Genomic DNA, 18,495 nt, shown 5'->3' with positions numbered 1-18,495 from the left:
TACGCCATCGTCTGCAACGAATACTGCGGCATCGGCCACCACTCGATGCTCGGCCGTATCTACGTGAAATAAAGGGGGAAACAACCAGATGGCAACGACTTACCGTACCTGTCCCGTCTCCGGACTGCAGTTCGAGGACCAGGCCGAAAAGCTGATGCGCTGGAACGCCGTCGCCGGTGTTCTCTGGCTGCTCGTCGGCGGCATCACCGCGCTGCTCGTCATCCTCACCCGCTGGCCGGCGATCAAACTGCTGCCGGCCGACCAGTTCTATCTGATCCTCACCGCCCACGGCATCGACATGCTGATCCTGTGGATCCTGTTCTTCGAAATGGCTGTCCTCTACTTCGCCTCGTCGACGCTGCTCAGGTGCCGGCTGGCGACGCCGAAAATCGCCTGGCTCGGTTTCTGGCTGATGGTCGTCGGCGGCATCATGGCCAACATCGCCATTTTCCAGGGCGAATCGAGCGTCATGTTCACGTCCTACGTGCCGATGCAGGCCGCCCCGCACTTCTACCTGGGGATCATTCTGGTCGCCGTCGGCGCGCTGCTTGGCGTCGCCGTCTTCTTCGGCACACTGGTCGTCGCCAAGAAGGACAAGACCTATCAGGGCTCGCTGCCGCTCGTCACCTTCGGCGCGCTGACCGCCGCGATCATCGCCACCTTCACCATCCTCGCCGGGGCCGGCATCCTGCTGCCGACCTTCTTCTGGTCGGTCGGCCTTATCAAGGAAATCGACGCGCAGTTGTATCGCATGGTGTGGTGGGGACTGGGGCACTCGTCGCAGCAGATCAACGTCTCCGCCCACGTCGCCGTCTGGTATCTGACCGCCGCCGTCATCTTCGGCGCCAAGCCGCTGTCGGAAAAGGTGTCGCGCTTCGCCTTCCTGCTCTACATCCTTTTCCTGCAACTCGCGAGTGCGCACCACCTGCTCTCCGACCCGGGAATGAGCGCCGAGTGGAAGGTACTCAACACCTCCTACTTCATGTACTTCGCCGTCATGGCGTCGATGATCCACGGCTTCACGGTGCCCGGCGCGATCGAAGCCGCGCAGCGGCGCAAGGGCTACACCAACGGCCTCTTCGAGTGGTTGCGCAAGGCGCCCTGGGGCAACCCGGTGTTCTCCGGCATGTTCATCTCTCTGGTCAGCTTCGGCTTCCTGGGCGGCATCTCGGGCGTCGTGCTCGGTACCGAGCAGATCAACATGCTGATGCACAACACCTTCTACGTGCCGGGCCACTTCCACACCACGGTCGTCACCGGCACCACGCTGGCCTTCATGTCGATCACCTACCTGCTGGTGCCCGTCCTCTTCCGGCGCGAGATGATCCTGCCCAAGCTGTGCCAGATCCAGCCCTACCTGTTCGGTATCAGCATGTCGGTCCTGGGTCTGGTGATGATGGGTGCCGGTACCTTGGGCGTCTCCCGCCGGCACTGGGACATGGCCTTCTCCGGCGCCCCGTTCCAGTACGAATGGCCAGGCGCGGCCTACCTGATGATGGGCCTGACCGGCATCTTCGGGGTGATCGCGGTGATTGGCGGCGGTTTGTGGATCCTGCTCGTCGTCGGCTCCCTGCTGTTCGGCAAGAAACTCGACGGCGGCAAGGTCTCCAACCAGCCGACGCCCATCCCGCCAAGCACACAGGCGGCGTCCGCCGTCGCCCACGGCAGCGACCACGTCGGTGTCCCGGGCACGGTCGTGCTGGCCTTGCTGCTTTTCGTCTGCTTCGTCCTCTACTACTTCGTCAACTGGAAGTACCTGTCCGAGGTCTGGCTGCTGAGCTGATCCGGCAAATCCCCCGCGCCACCGGCGCGGGGGCCTGTCTCAATCGGGCCTGGCAGACAGGCTCGATTCAAACAGGCCCAAACCCGACCCGATCGCCAACCCATTTTCCACTGATCGTCACGCTAGCGCCGCCAATGCCATCGACACTCCCACCGAACAGCACTTCCGGTTTCCCCCTCCGTGCCATTCTGGGCGTCTTCAAGCTGCGCATCGGCGTCGTCATCACTTTTACCGCGCTGGCCGGACTGGCCGTCAGTTCGGGGCCCGCGCTGAGTCTGCCGCAACTGCTCGTGCTGACCCTCTCCGTCCTGGTTTCGTCGGCCAGCGCCGGCGCCTTCAACCAGTATTACGAACACGACAGCGACCATCTGATGGCGCGCACCAGCAAGCGCCCTTTCGTGACGGGTGAACTGCACCACGGTCCGCTCTGGCTGCTCGTCATCGGCGCACTGATGGCGCTGTCGGTCGGCAGCGCCTGGCTCGCCCTCAATGCCTGGTCGGCGCTGTTCGTCTTTCTCGGCGCCTTTTTCTACGCCATCGTCTACACCGTCTGGCTGAAGCGCAGAACCTGGCTCAACATCGTCTTCGGCGGGTTGGCCGGCAGTTGGGCGGTGCTCGCCGGCGCGACCGCCGCCGACCCGCAGATTGGCGGCGTGCCGCTGGCGCTCGCCTTGGTGCTTTTCCTGTGGACACCACCGCACTTCTGGAGCCTGGCGATCGCTTTCCGCGCCGATTACGAGGCCGCCGGCGTGCCGATGCTGCCCGTCGTCGTCGGCGATCAGCGGGCGGCGAACACGATCTTCCTCAGCACCCTGGCCCTGGTCGCCGCATCGCTCCTGCCGCTGGTCTTCGGCCTCGGCGCGATCTACTTCGCCGGCGCCGCCATCGGCGGCTTCCTGTTCGTGCAAAAAGCCTGGCGGCTGACTCGCGATCCCAATCGCCGATCCGCGATGGTCTGCTTTCATGCGTCGCTGATACAGTTGACGCTCGTCCTGCTGGCCGCCATCGTAGACCGTCAATTCACTTTCTGATCCTCAACCGGCCCACTGCCGTGCCTGGTCGATTCTCGCGCGCCCTGCTCGCATCGCTGCTTCTCGTGGCCGCCCAGCCGCTGTTCGCCGAAGACGCCGCGAGCGACAAACCGAAGCTCACCGCTCGTTCGCAGGGAGCGAACAAGGAACTCGCGCTGACCACCCTCGATGAGAAGGCGGCCTTCGCATCGTCGCAAAACGCGATCGGCCGGCAGGTCGGCGACTTCGTTCTGCTCGACCGCCAGGGACGTCCGGTCGAATTGTCGCGTTACCGCGGCAAGCCACTGCTCGTCACCTTCATCTATACCGCCTGCTTTCAGGTTTGTCCGACGATCACCCGCAACCTGCAAAAGGCTGTCGACAACACCGTCAGCGTCATGGGCGCCGAGCGCTTCAACGTCGTCAGCATCGGCTTCAATCAGCCTTTCGACTCGCCCGGAGCGCTCAAGGACTTTTCCCGGCAGTACGGCATCCACTTGCCCAACTGGGAGTTCCTGAGCCCGGCGCCGGCCATCGTCGGCGCCTTGACCGCCAATTTCGGCTTCAGCTACGTCGCCACCCCGGCCGGCTTCGACCATATCAACCAGGTGACGCTGGTCGACGCCGAGGGCCGGATCGTCCGCCAGGTTTATGGCGAGAAGTTCAGCGCCGAAGACCTCGCCGAACCGCTCAAGCTCCTGATCGCCGGTTCCGCGATCCCGCCCGAAACGGGCACGCTAAAGGAAATCATGGAGCGCGTGCGCATCCTCTGCTCGATCTATGACCCGGTCACCGGCCGCTACCGGACGAACTACTCGCTGTACTTCCAGTTCGCCGGCTTCGTCACCTTTGTCGGCTTCATGATCTATCTGTCGATCAATTTCTGGAAGAACCGGCGCCGCGGCGCAACGAAAGCGCCCTGATCCGAGCTGCCGGCGCGTGCCCGACAAGCCGCTCGACGCCTGCCCGAAACAGATTGGCTCCGGCCCGTCCGCGCTTGACCGCAGCGCCGCTTTCTTACGACAATCCTTTTCCCCATTTGCGAAAGGCCTCCATGCTCGACCAAACCGTAGCCGATTTCAGCTTGCCGGCGACAGGTGGCCAGATCCTGACCCTGTCAGCCTATCGAGGAAGCACCGTCGTACTCTATTTCTACCCCAAGGACAGCACGCCGGGATGTACCAGCGAAGCTCAGCAGTTTCGCGATCTGTACCCGAAATTCGTCGCCGCCGGCGCTGTCGTGCTTGGTGTCTCACGCGACAGCGTCAAGTCGCACGAAAACTTCAAGGCCAAGCAGAACCTGCCCTTCGACCTCATTTCCGACAGCGAGGAAAGCCTTTGCCAGCGTTTCTCGGTGATCAAAATGAAGTCGATGTACGGCAAGCAGGTGCGCGGCATCGAACGCAGCACCTTCGTCATCGACCGCGAAGGCCTCTTGCGGCGCGCCTGGCGTGGCGTCAGGGTGACCGGCCACGCGCAGGAGGTGCTGGATTTCCTGATCGGGCTGGGGCCGCTCGGGCAGAACGATCAAGGCACGGGGAAAGGGTGAGATGACCCCCCTGCCCACCGCCGGTACGCCTGGCGAGAGGAGCGGCTCGAGCAAGCTTTTCGTCCTCGACACCAACGTCCTGATGCACGATCCGACGAGCGTTTTCCGTTTCGCCGAACACGACGTCTTTCTGCCCATCATGACCCTGGAGGAACTCGACGACCACAAGAAGGGCATGTCGGAGATCGCCCGCAATGCCCGCCAGGTGACACGTACGCTCGAGGCGATCGTCAACAGCATCGACGGCGACATCGACCAGGGTATCGCGCTCTACGAACCGTCGCGCGAACTGGCCTGCGGCCGCCTGTTCCTGCAGACCGAAGCGATCAGCACCGATCTCCCGGCGGGCTTGCCGACCGCCAAGGTCGATAACCAGATCCTCGCCGTCGTCATCCATCTTCAGCGCCGGCATCCGGAGCGCCGGGTGATCCTCGTCTCCAAAGACATCAACATGCGCATCAAGGCCCGGACGCTCGGCCTGGCGGCGCAGGACTACTTCAACGACAAGGTGCTGCAGGACACGGACCTGCTGTACACGGGAATACGCGAGCTGACGGCCGAGCTCTGGGAAGCTCTTGCTCGGGGAGCGAAGTCCTGCAAGAAGGACGGCCGCACGCTGTACCGCCTCGAGGGGCCGCTGTGCTCGCAACTGCTGGTCAACCAGTTCCTTTTCCAGGAGGGCGAGACGCCGCTTCATGCCGTCGTCCGCCAGGCGTCGGCGACGACGGCCGAGATCGAGACCTTTACCGATTACACACATCCCAGGCACGGCGTGTGGGGAATCACGGCGCGCAACCGCGAACAGAACTTCGCTCTCCACCTGTTGATGAACCCGGAGATCGATTTCGTCACCCTGCTCGGCCAGGCCGGCACCGGAAAAACGCTGCTCACGCTGGCGGCGGGACTGACACAGGTGGTCGAACACCGCCGCTACAGCGAAATCATCATGACGCGGGTCACCGTTCCGGTCGGCGAAGACATCGGTTTCCTCCCGGGAACGGAAGAAGAAAAGATGGGCCCCTGGATGGGCGCTCTCGAAGACAACCTCGAGGTGCTCAACAAGAGCGACGACGGGGCCGGCGACTGGGGGCGCGCCGCCGCCGGCGACCTGCTTCGCCACCGGATCCGTATCAAGTCGCTGAACTTCATGCGTGGCCGGACTTTCCTCAACAAGTTCCTGATCATCGACGAAGCGCAGAATCTGACCCCGAAACAGATGAGAACGCTGATCACCCGCGCCGGACCCGGCACCAAGGTGGTTTGCCTCGGCAACATCGCGCAGATCGACACACCCTATCTCACCGAAGGCAGCTCCGGCCTGACCTACGTCGTCGACCGCTTCAAGGGCTGGCAGCACGCCGGGCACATCACCCTGCAGCGTGGCGAGCGCTCCCGTCTCGCGGACCACGCCGCCGAGGTGCTATAATTTCGCTCGCCGGGCCGTGTCTTGTGACACGGCCCGGTCGTTTTCCAGCCACCGATCCGTTGTATTCGTTCCTCGCGATATGGATCCTGCGCTCACCGGAGAGTCGATTGAAACGACGTGAATTCCTTGCTGCTTCGGCGCTGCTGTCGCTGCTTGCACCGTCGACGGCACTCGCCGCCAACAAGAAGAAGACCGGCGGCGGCAGTCAAACCACCACGAAAGCGGCCGCCAAGTCCAGCGCCAAGCCGAGCGGCAAGAGCAGCGCTCGCGGCGCCACGAAGCCTGAAGGCAGAACCGCGGCTCGGCGCGGCGGCGGGCGGAGCTACCGGCCCGTGGTCGATACGCCGGCGCCGGCCGCCGTCGCGCCCGCCCCTCCCCCGCCTGTCGCGAGCGAACCGCGCAACGCCGTCAGCCTGCCGGACGAACCGCTGCCACAGTGGCGAACCTACGACGTCACGACGCTCATCACGCTGGGCAACGTCAGCGGCCGGACGCGCCTCTGGCTGCCGCTGGCACAGTACAAGGACACCTCCTGGCAGCGGTCGCTGGGCCATAGCTGGCAAGGGAATTTCGAGAGCGCGGGCATCTACCGCGACCCGGTGGCGGAGATGGAAGTCTTCTACGCCGACTGGAAGGAAGGCGTCGCCACGCCGCAGCTCCAGCTCGTCAGCCAGGTCGCGAAACAGGAACGCCACTTCGACATCACGCGACGCGGCAGCGTCGCCGAACGCAACGAAGTGCTCCGCCGCTGTCTGCAAGCCACCCATCTGATTCCCACCGACGGACTCGTCCGCCGTACCGCCGAAAGAGCGATCGGCCGGATCAAGGATCCGGTCGCGCAGGGCAAGGCGATCTACGACTGGGTGATCGAAAACACCGCCTTCGACCCGTCGGTCGCCGGCATCGGCCGCGGCGACGTCGAGGCGATGCTCGACAGCGGCCAGTTGAGCGGCCGCAGCGCCGACATCTCGCTGCTTTTCGTCGCCTTGTGCCGTTCGATCGGAATTCCGGCGCGCCCGGTTTTCGGTTTGCGGGTCGATAGCTCGCGACTCTTTACCGGCCTCGGCGCGGTCGGCAACCTGCGCGCCGCGCAGCACTGTCGCGCCGAGTTCTATACCCCCGGTTACGGCTGGATTCCCGTCGACCCGGCGGACGTCCGCAAGTCCATCCACGACGAACGCCTGACCGGCGGCGATGCCAAGCTGGTGGTTCTCCGTAAGCTGCTGTTCGGATTCTGGGAAGTAAACTGGATCGCCTACAACGTCGCGCTCGACGTCAAACTGCGTGGCGCCAGCGGGCGGACGCTTCCCTTCCTGGTCTTCCCGCAGGCCGAGACAGCCGGCAGCCGTTTCGACAGCGGCGACTCCAGCCGCCTCGCCTACACCGTCACGGCCAGCCGGGTAGACGGCTGAGCCGGCGCGGCCGCCAGCCGCGCGCGCCGCGAAGTCAATAAGCGCCCGGGCTGGCGAAATTCTCGAAGCGCGTGTACTCGCCCAGGAAGGTCAGGCGAAGGGTGCCGATCGGTCCGTTGCGCTGCTTGCCGATGATGATTTCGGCCACGCCCTTGTCGGGCGTATCCGGGTTGTACACCTCGTCGCGATAAATGAACATGATGACGTCCGCATCCTGCTCGATGGCCCCCGATTCGCGCAGATCCGACATCACCGGACGCTTGTTCGGCCGTTGCTCGAGCGAGCGGTTGAGCTGCGAGAGAGCCATCAGCGGAACGCCGAGTTCCTTCGCCAGTCCCTTCAGCGAACGCGAGATTTCCGAGATCTCGGTCGCCCGGTTCTCGCCGTGCGAGGTGGCGGACATCAACTGCAGATAGTCGACGACGATCAGCCCGAGCTGGCCGCACTGGCGGTGCAGGCGGCGCGCGCGGGCGCGCAGGTCGATCGGGTTGAGAGCCGGCGTCTCGTCGATATAGATCGGCGCTTCGTGCATCCTGCCCAGCGCAAAGGAAAGGCGCGACCACTCCTCGTCGTTGAGGCGGCCGGTACGCACGCGATGCGCGTCGAGCCGACCGACCGACGACAGCATGCGCATGGCCAGTTGCGTGCCGCCCATCTCCATCGAGAAAATGGCCACCGGCAGACCCACCTCGATCGCCACGTGTTCGGCGATGTTCAGCGCGAACGAGGTCTTGCCCATCGACGGGCGGCCGGCGACGATCAGCAGGTCGCCGCCCTGCAGGCCCGAAGTCTTCCCGTCGAGGTCGTGATAGCCGCTCGGGACGCCGGTGATATCCGACGGATTGTCGCGATCGTGCAGTTCCTGGATGCGCTCGACCACCTGCGTGAGCAGCGGATTGATGTGCACGAAGCCGCTCTGGTGACGAAGACCGCCTTCGGCGATCGCGAAAACCTTCGCCTCCGCCTCGTCGAGCAAGGTTTTCGCCTCGCGCCCGAGCGGGTTGAGCGCACTGCCCGCAATCTCGTCGCCGGCGCTCACCAGTTGGCGCAGGATGGCCCGCTCGCGGACGATTTCGGCGTAGCGCCGGATGTTCGCCGCCGACGGCGTGTTGGCCGCCAGTTCGCCGAGATAGGCCAGCCCGCCGGTTTCCTTGCCCTCTCCCGCCTGATCGAGGCCCTCGGCCACCGTCACCGCGTCGGCCGGCTTGCCGCGGTCGAGCAGCTTGCGGATCTGCCGGTAGATGCGTTTGTGCTCGTCGCGGTAGAAATCGCCCTCGGAAATCAGGTCGGCGATCTTGTCGAAGGCCGTGTTGTCGAGCAGCAAGCCACCGAGAACCGATTGCTCGGCCTCCAGCGAATGCGGCGGCACGCGCAGTTCGGCGAGCACGGAAGCGGCCGGCGCACCCCGCTCGCGTCGCGCCGCGCGAGAGTCCGGGCCTTGCCCGCTTTGCGAGGAAGATGAATCGAAGGACCTGGCCATGAAGAATCCGCCAACCAGACAAAGAGGACCGCGAGTTTAGCGCGCCCGCGCCGCTTCCTGACGGGCGGACGAAAAAAAGCCTTGCCCTTCGGCAAGGCTTTCGCACGGGGGCGCCGCGCCGCGGCGCGGAGAAAGCCTTACAGCTTCATCTGCTCGGCCACCACGGCCACCGTGATGGTCGCCGTCACGTCGCCGTGCAAGGCCACCGCCAACTGGCTCTCGCCAATCGTCTTGAGCGGCCCGGCCGGCATGCGCACGGAGGATTTCTCGACCTCGAAGCCCAGCGCCCGCAGACCGTCGGCGACGTCGAAGTTGGTCACCGAGCCGAACAGACGGCCATCGACCCCCGCCTTGCGCGCGATCCTGACCACCACGCCGGCGAGTTCGTCGGCCCGCGCCTGGGCGGCCGCCAGTTTCTCGGCCGCCACCTTCTCGAGTTCCGCGCGCTTGGCCTCGAATTCCTTCAGGGCAAGCGGCGTGGCCCGCTTGGCTTTGCCCTTCGGGATCAGGAAATTGCGCGCGTAGCCGTCCTTGACCTTGATCAGATCGCCGAGATTGCCGAGGTTGGCGATTTTCTCCATGAGAATAATTTGCATCGTTCCGTCCTCGCTTACTGGTGATTGTCGGTGTACGGCAACAGCGCCAGAAAGCGCGCACGCTTGATCGCCACCGACAGCATCCGCTGATAGCCGGCCTTGGTGCCGGTCAGACGGGCCGGCATGATCTTGGCGTTTTCGGCGACGTACTCCTTGAACAGATCGACATCCTTGTAGTCGATCTCCTCCATCTTCTCGGCCGTGAAGCGGCAGAACTTGCGCCGCTTGAACAGGCCGCTGCCACGTTTCTTGACGTTCTTGTCATCCTTCTTCTTGAAGAACCTTGCCATCTCGATTTCCTTCGACAAATTCGATCGTAGTTACATGCAGTCTCGGCTGCTTGCTGTGCCGGCTGCGCGCCGCCAGAAAGCCGGTCAGACGAAGCTCCGCGCCCGGAGCCGCCGCCTGCAGCCACTGCGCCACGCTGCCCAGGGCAATCGCCTGGACTTCGCATTCGACGCGCCGCCGGCTGCCGGCTTCGAGCTGTTCCGACTGGTGCCCGATCAGGCATTCGCTGACCGGCACGCCGGCCGGCGTGAAACGCAGCGCCTTGCGCTCGATCAGGGTTCCGGTCAGCTCGACGCGATTCAGCGCAGCCTCGACAATCAGGCGGCGGGCTGCCCGGCCGCTTCCCCCGCCGCCGGCTCGCGAACTTCGAGCATCGACTTCGACTTCTCGTCCTTCATCATCGGCGACGGCGAGGTCACCGCGCGCTTGGTGCGGATCGTCAGATGACGAAGAATGGCGTCGTTGAACTTGAAGCCGTGCTCCAGTTCGGCCAGCGTCGTGTTGTCACACTCGATGTTCATCAGAACATAGTGCGCCTTGTGCAACTTCTGGATCGGATAGGCAAGCTGCCGGCGTCCCCAGTCCTCGAGGCGGTAAATCTGCCCGGAACGCGCAGCGATCAGTGCCTTGTACCGCTCGACCATCGCCGGCACCTGCTCGCTCTGGTCCGGATGGACGATCAGAACAATTTCATAGTGGCGCATGAACACTCCTTACGGTTGAAGCCCCCCGCCATGCGAACGGTGGAGCAAGGTGGAAAAACCGCGCATTATAGCGGCCAAACGACTCCTTGGGCAATCGATCCGCTTGGCGAGACAATTTCCCTGTGCCGCTGCCGCCTCGAGGAGGTCGCCTGGCAATCCCTGGCGGCGCCGAGGGCCGGCGGTCGGTCTGGCGCGAATGGGAAGGGTCGTGGGGGGGGGGGGGCCCCCCCCCCCCCCCCCCCCCCCCCGCCGCCCGTCCCGGTCGGCGGCGCTTCCGGTGCCGGCTCCGCCGTCACCGCTCTCCCCTCGCCGGCTCCGCCGGCCTGCTGGGACCTAGGGCGAGCCGGAACCCGACGATGCCGGCGCGCCCGCCAGGCACGCCCCCGGCGCGCTGGGCGGAACGCACGTCCCTGCCACCGTCGCTCCACGAGCCACCGCGCAACACGCGGAGGGCGCCTTCCAGCGCAGCACGCGGGTCCACCTGCGGCCCGCTCGCGTACTCCCCGTACCCGTCGGCACACCACTCCCAGACGTTGCCGTGCATCTCGTAAAGCCCCCACGCGTTCGCCGGCAGCGATGCGACCACCACCGTCTTGCCCCGAAAGAGGCCCTTGCGGCCTCCGGCGTAGGGGTAGGTGCCGTCGTAGTTGACCTGCTCGGGACCGATGTTCGCGCCGAAGGAGAACGGCGTCGTCGTCCCCGCCCGGCACGCGTATTCCCATTCGGCTTCGCTAGCCAAGCGTGCCGACAAAGCCGCGACGCGCCGATTCAACTCGGCCAACAAGCGCTGCGCGTCGTCCCAACTCACTCGCTCGACCGGCTGGCGCGGGTCGTCCCGGAAGCGGCTCGGATTGTCGCCCAGCACCGCCTGCCACAAAGCTTGCGTGCAGGCCGTGTCGGCCAGCCAGAAGCCTTCGCTCAGCGTCACTTCGTGTTGCTCTTCGTCACTAAGACGCTCCGGCTCGTCGGCCGGCGAACCCATCAGGAAACGCCCGGGAACGATCCAGCGGAAGCGCTGCCGAACGCCACCGACTTCCAGCGCCGCCCACAAACCGAACTCGTCTTCTCCCCAGGCGCCGGCCCAGGCGGGCGGAAAGCACTCGGGGAAGAAGGGCGCGGCCGAGTCGGCAACGACGGAACGCTCGGCCATCAGCGGAACTCCGCAAGACGCCGCTTCGGCAGACCTTCGGCATCTCGCCTACCAGCCTGCCGAAGGGCATGGGCTTTTTGCCGCCGCCGCGCGGCGGACAGGAAGTTCATCTGGTCCTGAGCCGGTCTCCTGGACTCCGGAGCTAGGGCGAGCCGGAACCCGACGTTGTCGTTGCGCTTGCCAGGCTCGTTCCTGTTGCGCTGGGCGGAACGCACGTTCCTGCCACTGTTGTTCCACGAGCCACCGCGCAACACGCGGAGGGCGCCTGCGACGAACTCCCCTGGCACGTCACCTGCTGACGAGCCGCCGGGGCAAAAGGCTGGCCGGCGGCTCATTGCGCACTATAGCGCGAAGGGTGCAACTCGAGGTGACGTTTTCGCCAGCTCAGACTGTCGGTGTGCCGGGTCACCGCGAGCACCGCCGCGTAGCCGCGCTGCAGCGCCAGCTCGTCGATTCGCCCATCGGCCCAGGCGGCCTCCCATTGCGCGCAACCTTGCCGGTAGCGCGCCTGCTTGCGTGGCGTCAGGCGCAGCGCGCCACGCCAGACGCGCGCGCCACAGAAGGTCACACCCTGCGCACTGCGGTTGATCTGCGCGTCGGCTTTCAGCGTCAGCCGCCGCTCGCGCTGCACCCATGCGCGAAGTTCGGCCAGCACCTGGCCGACGCTCTGCCGGTCTTCGCCCCACCAGACGATGTCGTCCATGTAGCGCACGTGCGCGCGCACCCGCTGATGATCGAGCAGGAAGCGGTCGGCGCCGTCGAGGTAGTGATTGGCGAAGTGCTGCGAAGTCAGCGCGCCGATCGGCAATCCGCGACCCGGCGCCGCCGGACACGACGCGACGATTCGCCCGAGCAGCGCGAGGAAATCGGCGCCTTTGAAACGCCTGGCCAACAATCGCTTGAGAATGGCATGGTCTATCGACGGGAAATAGGCATCGACATCGACCTCGGCGTACCAAGGAAAACGACGCAGTCCGGCCTGCACCTGGCGAATCGCGCGATGCACGCCGAGCCCCGGCCGGCAGGCGTAGCTGCTTGGCACCAGCGTGCGCTCGAAAACCGGTTCGGCCAGATTCATGATCGCGTGGTGCAGAACGCGGTCGGCGAAGCACGCGGCATGGATCAGGCGCTTCTTGGGGTCGTGGATCAGAAAGCGGCGGTACTCGCCATAGGGAACGGCCGCGGCGAGAATGTCGCGCCGCAGGCGCGCCACCGACTCGTCGAACTGCGCGAAGAAACGCGCCACCTCGCGGCGCTGCCGCTTGCCGGCCGCGGCCTTGCTGGCGGCAAGCGCCAGATTGTCGACCGTCGCCAGTTGCGCCAGATCAATTCGCGTCCGCTGCATCGACCGCCCCCGCTTCGGAGAATGCCTGGCGCAGCCGCGGCAGGAAATGCGGCGCGTACTTCTGCGCGCGTGCCTCGCCGACGCCTTCGATTTCGTCGAGCGCGGAACGCGTCGTGACGCGCCGGGTGACCATCGCCGCAAGCTGTTCGTTGGTGAACAGCGCGTAGGGCGGCACTCCCTCGCGCTCGGCAAGCGACTTGCGCAGATTGCGCAAGTCGGCGAAGAGCGAAAAGTCGGCTTCGCCGAGAATTTCCCGGTAGTCGACGCGCTTCCTGTCGCCCGCCGGGCGCGACGGTGCGTCGCCGTCTAGCGTCACGACGCAGAAGGCCCAGAAGGAATGCCGCCCCTGGTCGACGAAGCGTTTCTCGACATCGACGACGCGATGCTGCGCACAGAACACGTTGAGCGCTTCCTGCCCGGCTTCGGGCTGCTGTACGTCTATCGTGAAAACGTGGAATTTCATCGGCGTTTGAAAAAATCCATGACGCGTTGTGCCATGTGCGCCGTGCGCCGCGTCCCGCCGCGCGCGACGCCGCCGCCGCCCGTCCCGGACGGCGGCGTTTCCGGTGCCGGCTCCGCCGTCACCGCTCTCCCCTCGCCGGCTCCGCCGGCCTGCCAGGGACCTAGGGCGAGCCGGAACCCGACGATGCCGTTGCGCAAGCCAGGCCCGCTCCTGCGGCGCCGGGCGGAACGCACGCTCCAGCCACCGTCGTACCACGAGCCACCGCGCAACACGCGGAGGGCGCCGTCCGGCGCAGCACACGGGTCCACCTGCGGCCCGCTCGCGTACTCCCCATACCCGTCGGCACACCACTCCCACACGTTGCCGTGCATCTCGTAAAGCCCCCACGCGTTCGCCGGCAGCGACGCAACCGCCACCGTCTTGCCCCGAAAGAGGCCCTTGCGGCCCCCGGCGTAGGGATACTCGCCGTGGTAGTTGACCTGCTCGGGAGCGATGTTCGCGCCGAAGGAGAACGGCGTCGTCGTCCCCGCCCGGCACGCGTATTCCCATTCGGCTTCGCTCGGCAGGCGCGCCGACAAACCCGCCACGCGCCGATTCAGCTCGGCCACGAAGCCCTGCGCATCCTCCCAGCTCACGTTCTCGACCGGCTGCCGCGGGTCGTCCCGGAAACGGCTCGGATTGCCGCCCCACACCGCCTGCCACAAGGCTTGCGTGCAGGCCGTGTCGGCCAGCCAGAAACCTTCGCTCAGCGTCACTTCGTGTTGCACTTCGTCACGGCGACGCTGCGGCTCGTCGGCCGGCGAACCCATCAGGAAACGCCCGGCAACGATCCAGCGGAAGCGCTGCCGCACGCCGCCGAACTCGATTTCGCCGAACAGCCCGTAACCGTCGACGCCGAGCGGCGCTTCGCTCGTCCAGCGACCCTCCTGCCCGTCCCGCGGCGGCTGCCAGTCGAGGCGGCGACGCCGGCCTAGCCAGACGACCTCGGCGAACAGCCCGCGCGCGTCGCGGCCGACCGCGCTCGCCCACTCGGGTTTGCTCAGGGCCTCGACGACCAGTTCGAGGTGTTCGCTGCGCAGCGTGAAGCGCTCGACCTCGCGCGTCAGCCGGGCGAGCCGCCGCGGCAGCGCGCCGGCCGCGAAACAGCGGCGTTCGGCCGGCGGGCCGGCTTCGGCGTGCTGCGCGACGGTCACGCAGACGACGCCGTCGACCAGCGTCAGCTCGGCGTAGGGGCTGCCGGTGCCGGCCTGCGGAGCGTCGGCGGCCGGCGCTTCGAGCCACAGTTCGTCGCCCCGCTGGCAGAGCGTGGCGCGCCGGAGCGCCGCCGCTGCCGGCGCCACCTGCAGGAAATAGGCGACCTCCGGCTCGGCGACGCCGGGCGGCAGCGCCACCGCTTCGCCGGCCGCCAGCCGCTCGCGCTGCGCCAGCGCCCAGTGCGCGGCGAGCCGCGGGTCGTCGGCCAGCGCCAGGTCGCTCTGCCGCTCGGCGTGGCGTTGCAGCCACTGCCGCAGCGCGGCGGCGTCGAGCCGGCTGGCGGTTTGCGCGATGTTCTCCCGCCAGCGCCGGGCTTCCTCGGCCAGTGCCGGCGGAACGGCTTGCGGGGCGAGCACGCCACAGGTCGACACCTCGGCCAGGCGAATCGAGTCGCGCAGGCCGGCGTGCTGTGCCAGCAGGCAGCCGACGGCGGCCTGGCGCAGTTCGGCGGGAAGCGCGGCGAACTGCTGCTGACGCGCGGCGATCGCCGCCGCGCCGGCGAAGCGCCCGGCCCGCGTGCCGGTGAGCAGGTCGGCATGCTGCCAGACGAGCGCCTCGGCCAGCCCGCCGGCGTCGCCGGTCGGCAGCAAGAAGCGCAGGGCGCGCAAGAGGTCGACATCGACGACGACGGCCGGCGCGAGCAAGGCGAGCAGCGTGTCGACCGCGGCCGCCGGAGGCGCCTCGCGGCCGGGGACGGCGTCGGCACGCAGGCGGCGGTGGCGATCCCATTCGACGATCGTCAGGGCGCGCCGCAGTTCGCCGGCGTGGCGCGCCGCCGGCAGCGGGCAGAGGGCGAGCACCGGACAGCCGGCGCGGCGCAGCCGCTGGCCGAACTGCTGCCAGCCGCGCTGCGTTTCCGGCGCGCCGTCGAGCGCGCCGAGATCGCTCAGGATCAGGATCGGCGTCTCGGGCGGCGGCAGCGGCCAGTCTTCGCTCGCACTGTCCCGCGGCCGGCGCACCTGCGGCCGGCCGCCCGGCTCGCCGGCCAGTATGCGGCAGCTCAGGCCGAGACGGCCGTGGCGTTTCTCGAGCGCCCCGAGGAGGACGTTGAAGTCTTCGTGAAAAGGCCGGCTGGAGCGGCTGTAATCGACCAGAATGGCGATCTCGGGGCTCCAGCCGGGCTGCCGCAGGCGCGGCAGGCGGCGCAGCGTCTCGCCGCGCGCCAGGCGGTCGACCAGGCGCGGCAGGTCGGGCCGGCGCGAGGCGGCACGGCGGCCGAGCGCCTGGCGCAGGAAAGGCCAGAGCCGCGACCAGCGCATCAGCGGCGCGCGCGGCGGCGGGGCGGCGGCGGGCAGCCGGTCGCCGTCGAGAAGCTCGGCGCCGGCCAGCCAGGCGGGCGGTGGCGGGCCGCCTCGGCCGGGCGGCGCCGAGCGCGCGCGGTGTTCGACGACGCGGAAGAAGCGGGCGCGCGGCAAGCTCGCCGGGCGTTCGGGCAAGGGCGGCGGCGTGCCGGCCGGCGGGCCGCCGCCAGGCCGCACTTGCGGCGGTGCGGCGGCGCCCGGTGCCGGCCGCTCCTGCGCGGCCGGCCGCTCGTAATGGAGCTCCGCCGCGGCGTATTCGAGCGCCGCCGCGCCAAGCGCGCCATAGATGCGCAGCAGGTCGGCGCGCCCGGCGGCGGCTCGCGAGGGCAGTCGCGGCGCGGCCATCAGCCCGCCGGCGGATGTTTCTTGAGCGCGAAGTCGCCAACCTTGGCGAGCAGCTCGGGCTGCCGCCCGATCTCCGGCGCCAGCCCGCAGACGACGCGCAGCAGGTCGAGGTACTCGGCCTGCCCCGGCCCCGGCAAGCCCTGGCTTGCCGCCGCCTGGCGGTCGCGCCAGAGCTGGCGCGCCGCTTCGTCGTACACGTCGGGATGGCAGCGTGCGCCGAAGTGCAGCTTGCCGCGCTCGCGCAGCGCGGCGACGAAAGCGTCCTCGCCGGCCGGCAGGCTCAGGTTGAGGACCAGGCAGCGGCGCAGGAAGGCGGCCGGCAGCTCGCGTTCCTCATTGGTCGTGATGACCACCAGCGGCGTCGGCCGGCCCGCTTCGGCGCACACCGGCCGGTCGAGCCAGGGAACGGCGAAGGCGCCGTTGCCCAGCGTTTCGAGCAGGCCGTTCGGCAGGTCGGCCTCGGCCTTGTCGATTTCGTCGATCAGCAGGACGGCGCCCTTGTCCGGCGTCCAGCCGGCCGGCGGCGACGGGCGCGCGCCGCGACCGCCGCTGCGGACGTACTGCGCGGCCGCCGAGGACCAGTCGAAAACCCACCACAGGGCGCCGGGGCTCAGGTAGTTGCGCTGATCGAGGCGCCGCCGGACCTCGTCCGCGCCGCACGACCGGGCGCCCATCGCCTGCGCGTCGCCGAGCCGGCCGAGCGCGTCGACGTGCCACTGCAGGTCCTGGCTCTCGCTGCGCGCATGCACCACTTCGGCGACGAAGAGGCGGCCCCAGGCTTCGGCCGCGGCGCGCGCCAACTGGCTCTTGCCCGACCCCGGCTCGCCGCGCACGAGCAGCGGCCGCTGCGCGGCGAGCGCCGAGCGCAGAGCGAGCACCGAGGCTTCGTCGAAACGGTGTATCGACGCCGGCCAGGAGCCGCGCGGCGGCAGAGGAAGATCGCGCAGGGGGATTTCTGGAATCGGTGCCGGGCTCATGGCTTGCTCGTCGGCGCTTCGGGAATGTGCAGGAATTCGCGGATGATACTCATGAAGTACTCCTCGTCGCTGACTCGCAATACGGGCAGTTCGCCTTCGGCCTTGTAGAAGACGATGTCGATGTCGGGCAACTTGTCGCGCAGCCCGCGGTAGACCTCCGGCCGGGTCAAGGGTGTCCGCTCCTCGAGCGGGACCAGGACATAATGGTGGGCGATCCTCTGCTCGCGACGGATGCGCAGCGTCGCGTTGAGCCGGCGCCGGTCGGGCTCTTCCAAGCGCCTGCGCGACTCCTCGGGGAAGACGCAGCGCCAGATTTCGAGCAGCAGTTCGTCCAGCGCCGCGCCCGCCTCCCAACCCGCTTCGTGGACCGGTTCGGCGATCGCATGGGCCCCGAGGACCCCGCTCTTGCCTCTGTCGGCACGCAGTTGCGGCGCTCTCTCGGCGTAGCGCGAGCTGAAGACCTCGACCCCGAGCGCCGTGCAGGCGACGATCTCGAAAGCGGGCCGCTCGGCGGGCGGCGCTTTCCGGCGCGCGCGGGCGAGCGATCGGAGGTCGACGGCCAGCAAGCTCAACCAGGCGACGAGCGACTTGGCCACGCTCCAGGCGGCGTCGAGTTCGGACGGCCGAGCGTGGAGCGAGGCGAGGCAGGCGCGGGTGGCCGGAAACAGCCGCGTGCTGATCGTCCGCTCCGGGTCGCCCGAACAAAGCTCGGCCGCCAGGTCGCGCGCGCGCGCCGCCGCGGAAGCCGGCAACCTGGCCTCCAAGGCGCTTCTCAGAGGGCGGCTTCGTTCCAGGAGGTCGCGCAGCTCGCCGATGACCCGGCCGCGGAAATCGCCGACGATCGGATCGAGCAAGGCCGCGAACTGCTGGCCGAGGTGGATGTCCGCGCTCAGACAGTTGGTGTCCGCGAAACCGATCAGCCAATCGGCGATCTGGGCGCCATAGTCGGCGTAGTCCGCGACGAACTGCCTGAGCTTGTCGGCGCTTTGCGCATCGAGCTGGCTCAGCTCGTCCGCCAGACCTTCCTTTTCCTGCTGCCAGTGCCGGACGTAGCGCGTCCACTCGCGAGGGTCGGACGAGAGGCTGCCGAGAACGATCGGATGTACGCGCTCGCCGATTCGCCCATGGCGCCAGATTTCGCGCAGTTCGTACAGGCAGTACCGGGAGAGGAAATAGCGGTCGCTGAGCACTACGACGATATGGTCCGCCGCCCCCAGTTGATCCATGAAGGCCTTGATCGACTCGCCGTAGCCGATTTCCTCGACGTCGCGCACGAGTTCGACACCGCGCCGCTCGCACGCTTCGCCGAGCTTCTCGACCAGTCGGTTCTCTTCCTCTTCCTTCCAGGCATACGAGACATAAACGCTGACCATCGGAACCCTCCCCCAGGGATTGTCTGCCCTTCCCGCGCC

General features: G+C 67.6%; 18 protein-coding genes. 6 read left to right on the top strand and 12 right to left on the bottom strand.

The annotated features are described in order from the left end of the window. The first annotated feature begins 88 nt into the window (after positions 1–88). The 6 genes from Q1M07_RS08245 (at position 89) to Q1M07_RS08220 (ending at position 7,180) form a co-directional block, all read left to right on the top strand. Positions 89–1,783, top strand: a complete 1,695-nt coding sequence (locus Q1M07_RS08245; RefSeq protein ID WP_300452878.1) for a cbb3-type cytochrome c oxidase subunit I — start codon at positions 89–91, stop codon at positions 1,781–1,783. Between the two features lie 134 nt (positions 1,784–1,917). Further along, positions 1,918–2,814, top strand: coding sequence for a heme o synthase (cyoE, locus tag Q1M07_RS08240; RefSeq protein ID WP_300452876.1), 897 nt, complete (start codon positions 1,918–1,920; stop codon positions 2,812–2,814). A 20-nt stretch (positions 2,815–2,834) separates the two neighbouring features. Further along, positions 2,835–3,716, top strand: coding sequence for an SCO family protein (locus Q1M07_RS08235; RefSeq protein ID WP_300452874.1), 882 nt, complete (start codon positions 2,835–2,837; stop codon positions 3,714–3,716). Positions 3,717–3,847: 131 nt separating this feature from the next. Then, positions 3,848–4,342, top strand: coding sequence for a peroxiredoxin (locus tag Q1M07_RS08230; RefSeq protein WP_300452873.1), 495 nt, complete (start codon positions 3,848–3,850; stop codon positions 4,340–4,342). A gap of 1 nt (position 4,343) precedes the next feature. Beyond that, complete coding sequence (locus tag Q1M07_RS08225; protein ID WP_300452872.1) at positions 4,344–5,768, top strand: PhoH family protein; 1,425 nt, start codon at positions 4,344–4,346, stop codon at positions 5,766–5,768. A gap of 107 nt (positions 5,769–5,875) precedes the next feature. Next, positions 5,876–7,180, top strand: coding sequence for a transglutaminase-like domain-containing protein (locus Q1M07_RS08220; protein WP_300452870.1), 1,305 nt, complete (start codon positions 5,876–5,878; stop codon positions 7,178–7,180). 34 nt (positions 7,181–7,214) lie between these two features. Here Q1M07_RS08220 and dnaB read toward each other — a convergent pair whose 3' ends face one another. The 12 genes from dnaB to Q1M07_RS08160 form a co-directional block, all read right to left on the bottom strand. After that, positions 7,215–8,660 carry a replicative DNA helicase gene (gene dnaB, locus Q1M07_RS08215; RefSeq protein WP_300452869.1) on the bottom strand — a complete coding sequence of 482 codons (1,446 nt, stop codon included), beginning with the start codon at positions 8,658–8,660 and terminating at the stop codon, positions 7,215–7,217. Positions 8,661–8,797: 137 nt separating this feature from the next. Continuing rightward, entirely contained in the window at positions 8,798–9,256 is a 459-nt protein-coding gene (gene rplI / locus Q1M07_RS08210) for a 50S ribosomal protein L9 (RefSeq protein ID WP_300452867.1), read from the bottom strand. A 14-nt stretch (positions 9,257–9,270) separates the two neighbouring features. After that, entirely contained in the window at positions 9,271–9,546 is a 276-nt protein-coding gene (gene rpsR / locus Q1M07_RS08205; protein WP_015766743.1) for a 30S ribosomal protein S18, read from the bottom strand. Continuing rightward, the gene (gene priB, locus Q1M07_RS08200) at positions 9,518–9,832 is read right to left on the bottom strand and encodes a primosomal replication protein N (RefSeq protein ID WP_366984021.1); all 315 of its coding nucleotides are present in this window, start codon (positions 9,830–9,832) and stop codon (positions 9,518–9,520) included. The genes rpsR and priB overlap by 29 nt, the downstream gene beginning before the upstream one ends. 29 nt (positions 9,833–9,861) lie before the next feature. Continuing rightward, the gene (gene rpsF / locus Q1M07_RS08195) at positions 9,862–10,248 is read right to left on the bottom strand and encodes a 30S ribosomal protein S6 (protein WP_300452864.1); all 387 of its coding nucleotides are present in this window, start codon (positions 10,246–10,248) and stop codon (positions 9,862–9,864) included. Between the two features lie 292 nt (positions 10,249–10,540). Then, the gene (locus Q1M07_RS08190; RefSeq protein WP_300452862.1) at positions 10,541–11,398 is read right to left on the bottom strand and encodes a formylglycine-generating enzyme family protein; all 858 of its coding nucleotides are present in this window, start codon (positions 11,396–11,398) and stop codon (positions 10,541–10,543) included. Next, positions 11,398–11,733 carry an SUMF1/EgtB/PvdO family nonheme iron enzyme gene (locus Q1M07_RS08185; protein ID WP_300452859.1) on the bottom strand — a complete coding sequence of 112 codons (336 nt, stop codon included), beginning with the start codon at positions 11,731–11,733 and terminating at the stop codon, positions 11,398–11,400. Before Q1M07_RS08185 ends, Q1M07_RS08190 begins: the two co-directional genes overlap by 1 nt. Beyond that, a complete protein-coding gene (locus tag Q1M07_RS08180; RefSeq protein ID WP_300452857.1) occupies positions 11,730–12,743 on the bottom strand; it encodes a reverse transcriptase/maturase family protein in 1,014 nt (337 codons plus the stop codon). The genes Q1M07_RS08185 and Q1M07_RS08180 overlap by 4 nt, the downstream gene beginning before the upstream one ends. Further along, a complete protein-coding gene (locus tag Q1M07_RS08175; protein WP_300452855.1) occupies positions 12,724–13,206 on the bottom strand; it encodes an HRDC domain-containing protein in 483 nt (160 codons plus the stop codon). Before Q1M07_RS08175 ends, Q1M07_RS08180 begins: the two co-directional genes overlap by 20 nt. After that, positions 13,203–16,106 (bottom strand): formylglycine-generating enzyme family protein, encoded by a 2,904-nt coding sequence (locus Q1M07_RS08170; protein ID WP_300452853.1) that lies wholly within the window; start codon positions 16,104–16,106, stop codon positions 13,203–13,205. The genes Q1M07_RS08175 and Q1M07_RS08170 overlap by 4 nt, the downstream gene beginning before the upstream one ends. Then, on the bottom strand, positions 16,106–17,083 hold the full coding sequence (locus tag Q1M07_RS08165) for an AAA family ATPase (protein WP_300452851.1): 978 nt from the start codon (positions 17,081–17,083) through the stop codon (positions 16,106–16,108). The genes Q1M07_RS08170 and Q1M07_RS08165 overlap by 1 nt, the downstream gene beginning before the upstream one ends. Beyond that, the gene (locus Q1M07_RS08160) at positions 17,080–18,456 is read right to left on the bottom strand and encodes a toll/interleukin-1 receptor domain-containing protein (RefSeq protein ID WP_300452849.1); all 1,377 of its coding nucleotides are present in this window, start codon (positions 18,454–18,456) and stop codon (positions 17,080–17,082) included. Before Q1M07_RS08160 ends, Q1M07_RS08165 begins: the two co-directional genes overlap by 4 nt. Positions 18,457–18,495 lie beyond the last annotated feature (39 nt).

It is taken from the genome of Accumulibacter sp., assembly GCF_029255285.1.
In the GTDB taxonomy this organism is placed as follows: Bacteria; Pseudomonadota; Gammaproteobacteria; order Burkholderiales; family Rhodocyclaceae; genus Accumulibacter.
Note: the sequence above shows the minus strand (reverse complement) of the source record. Positions and strands in the feature narration are given on the sequence as shown.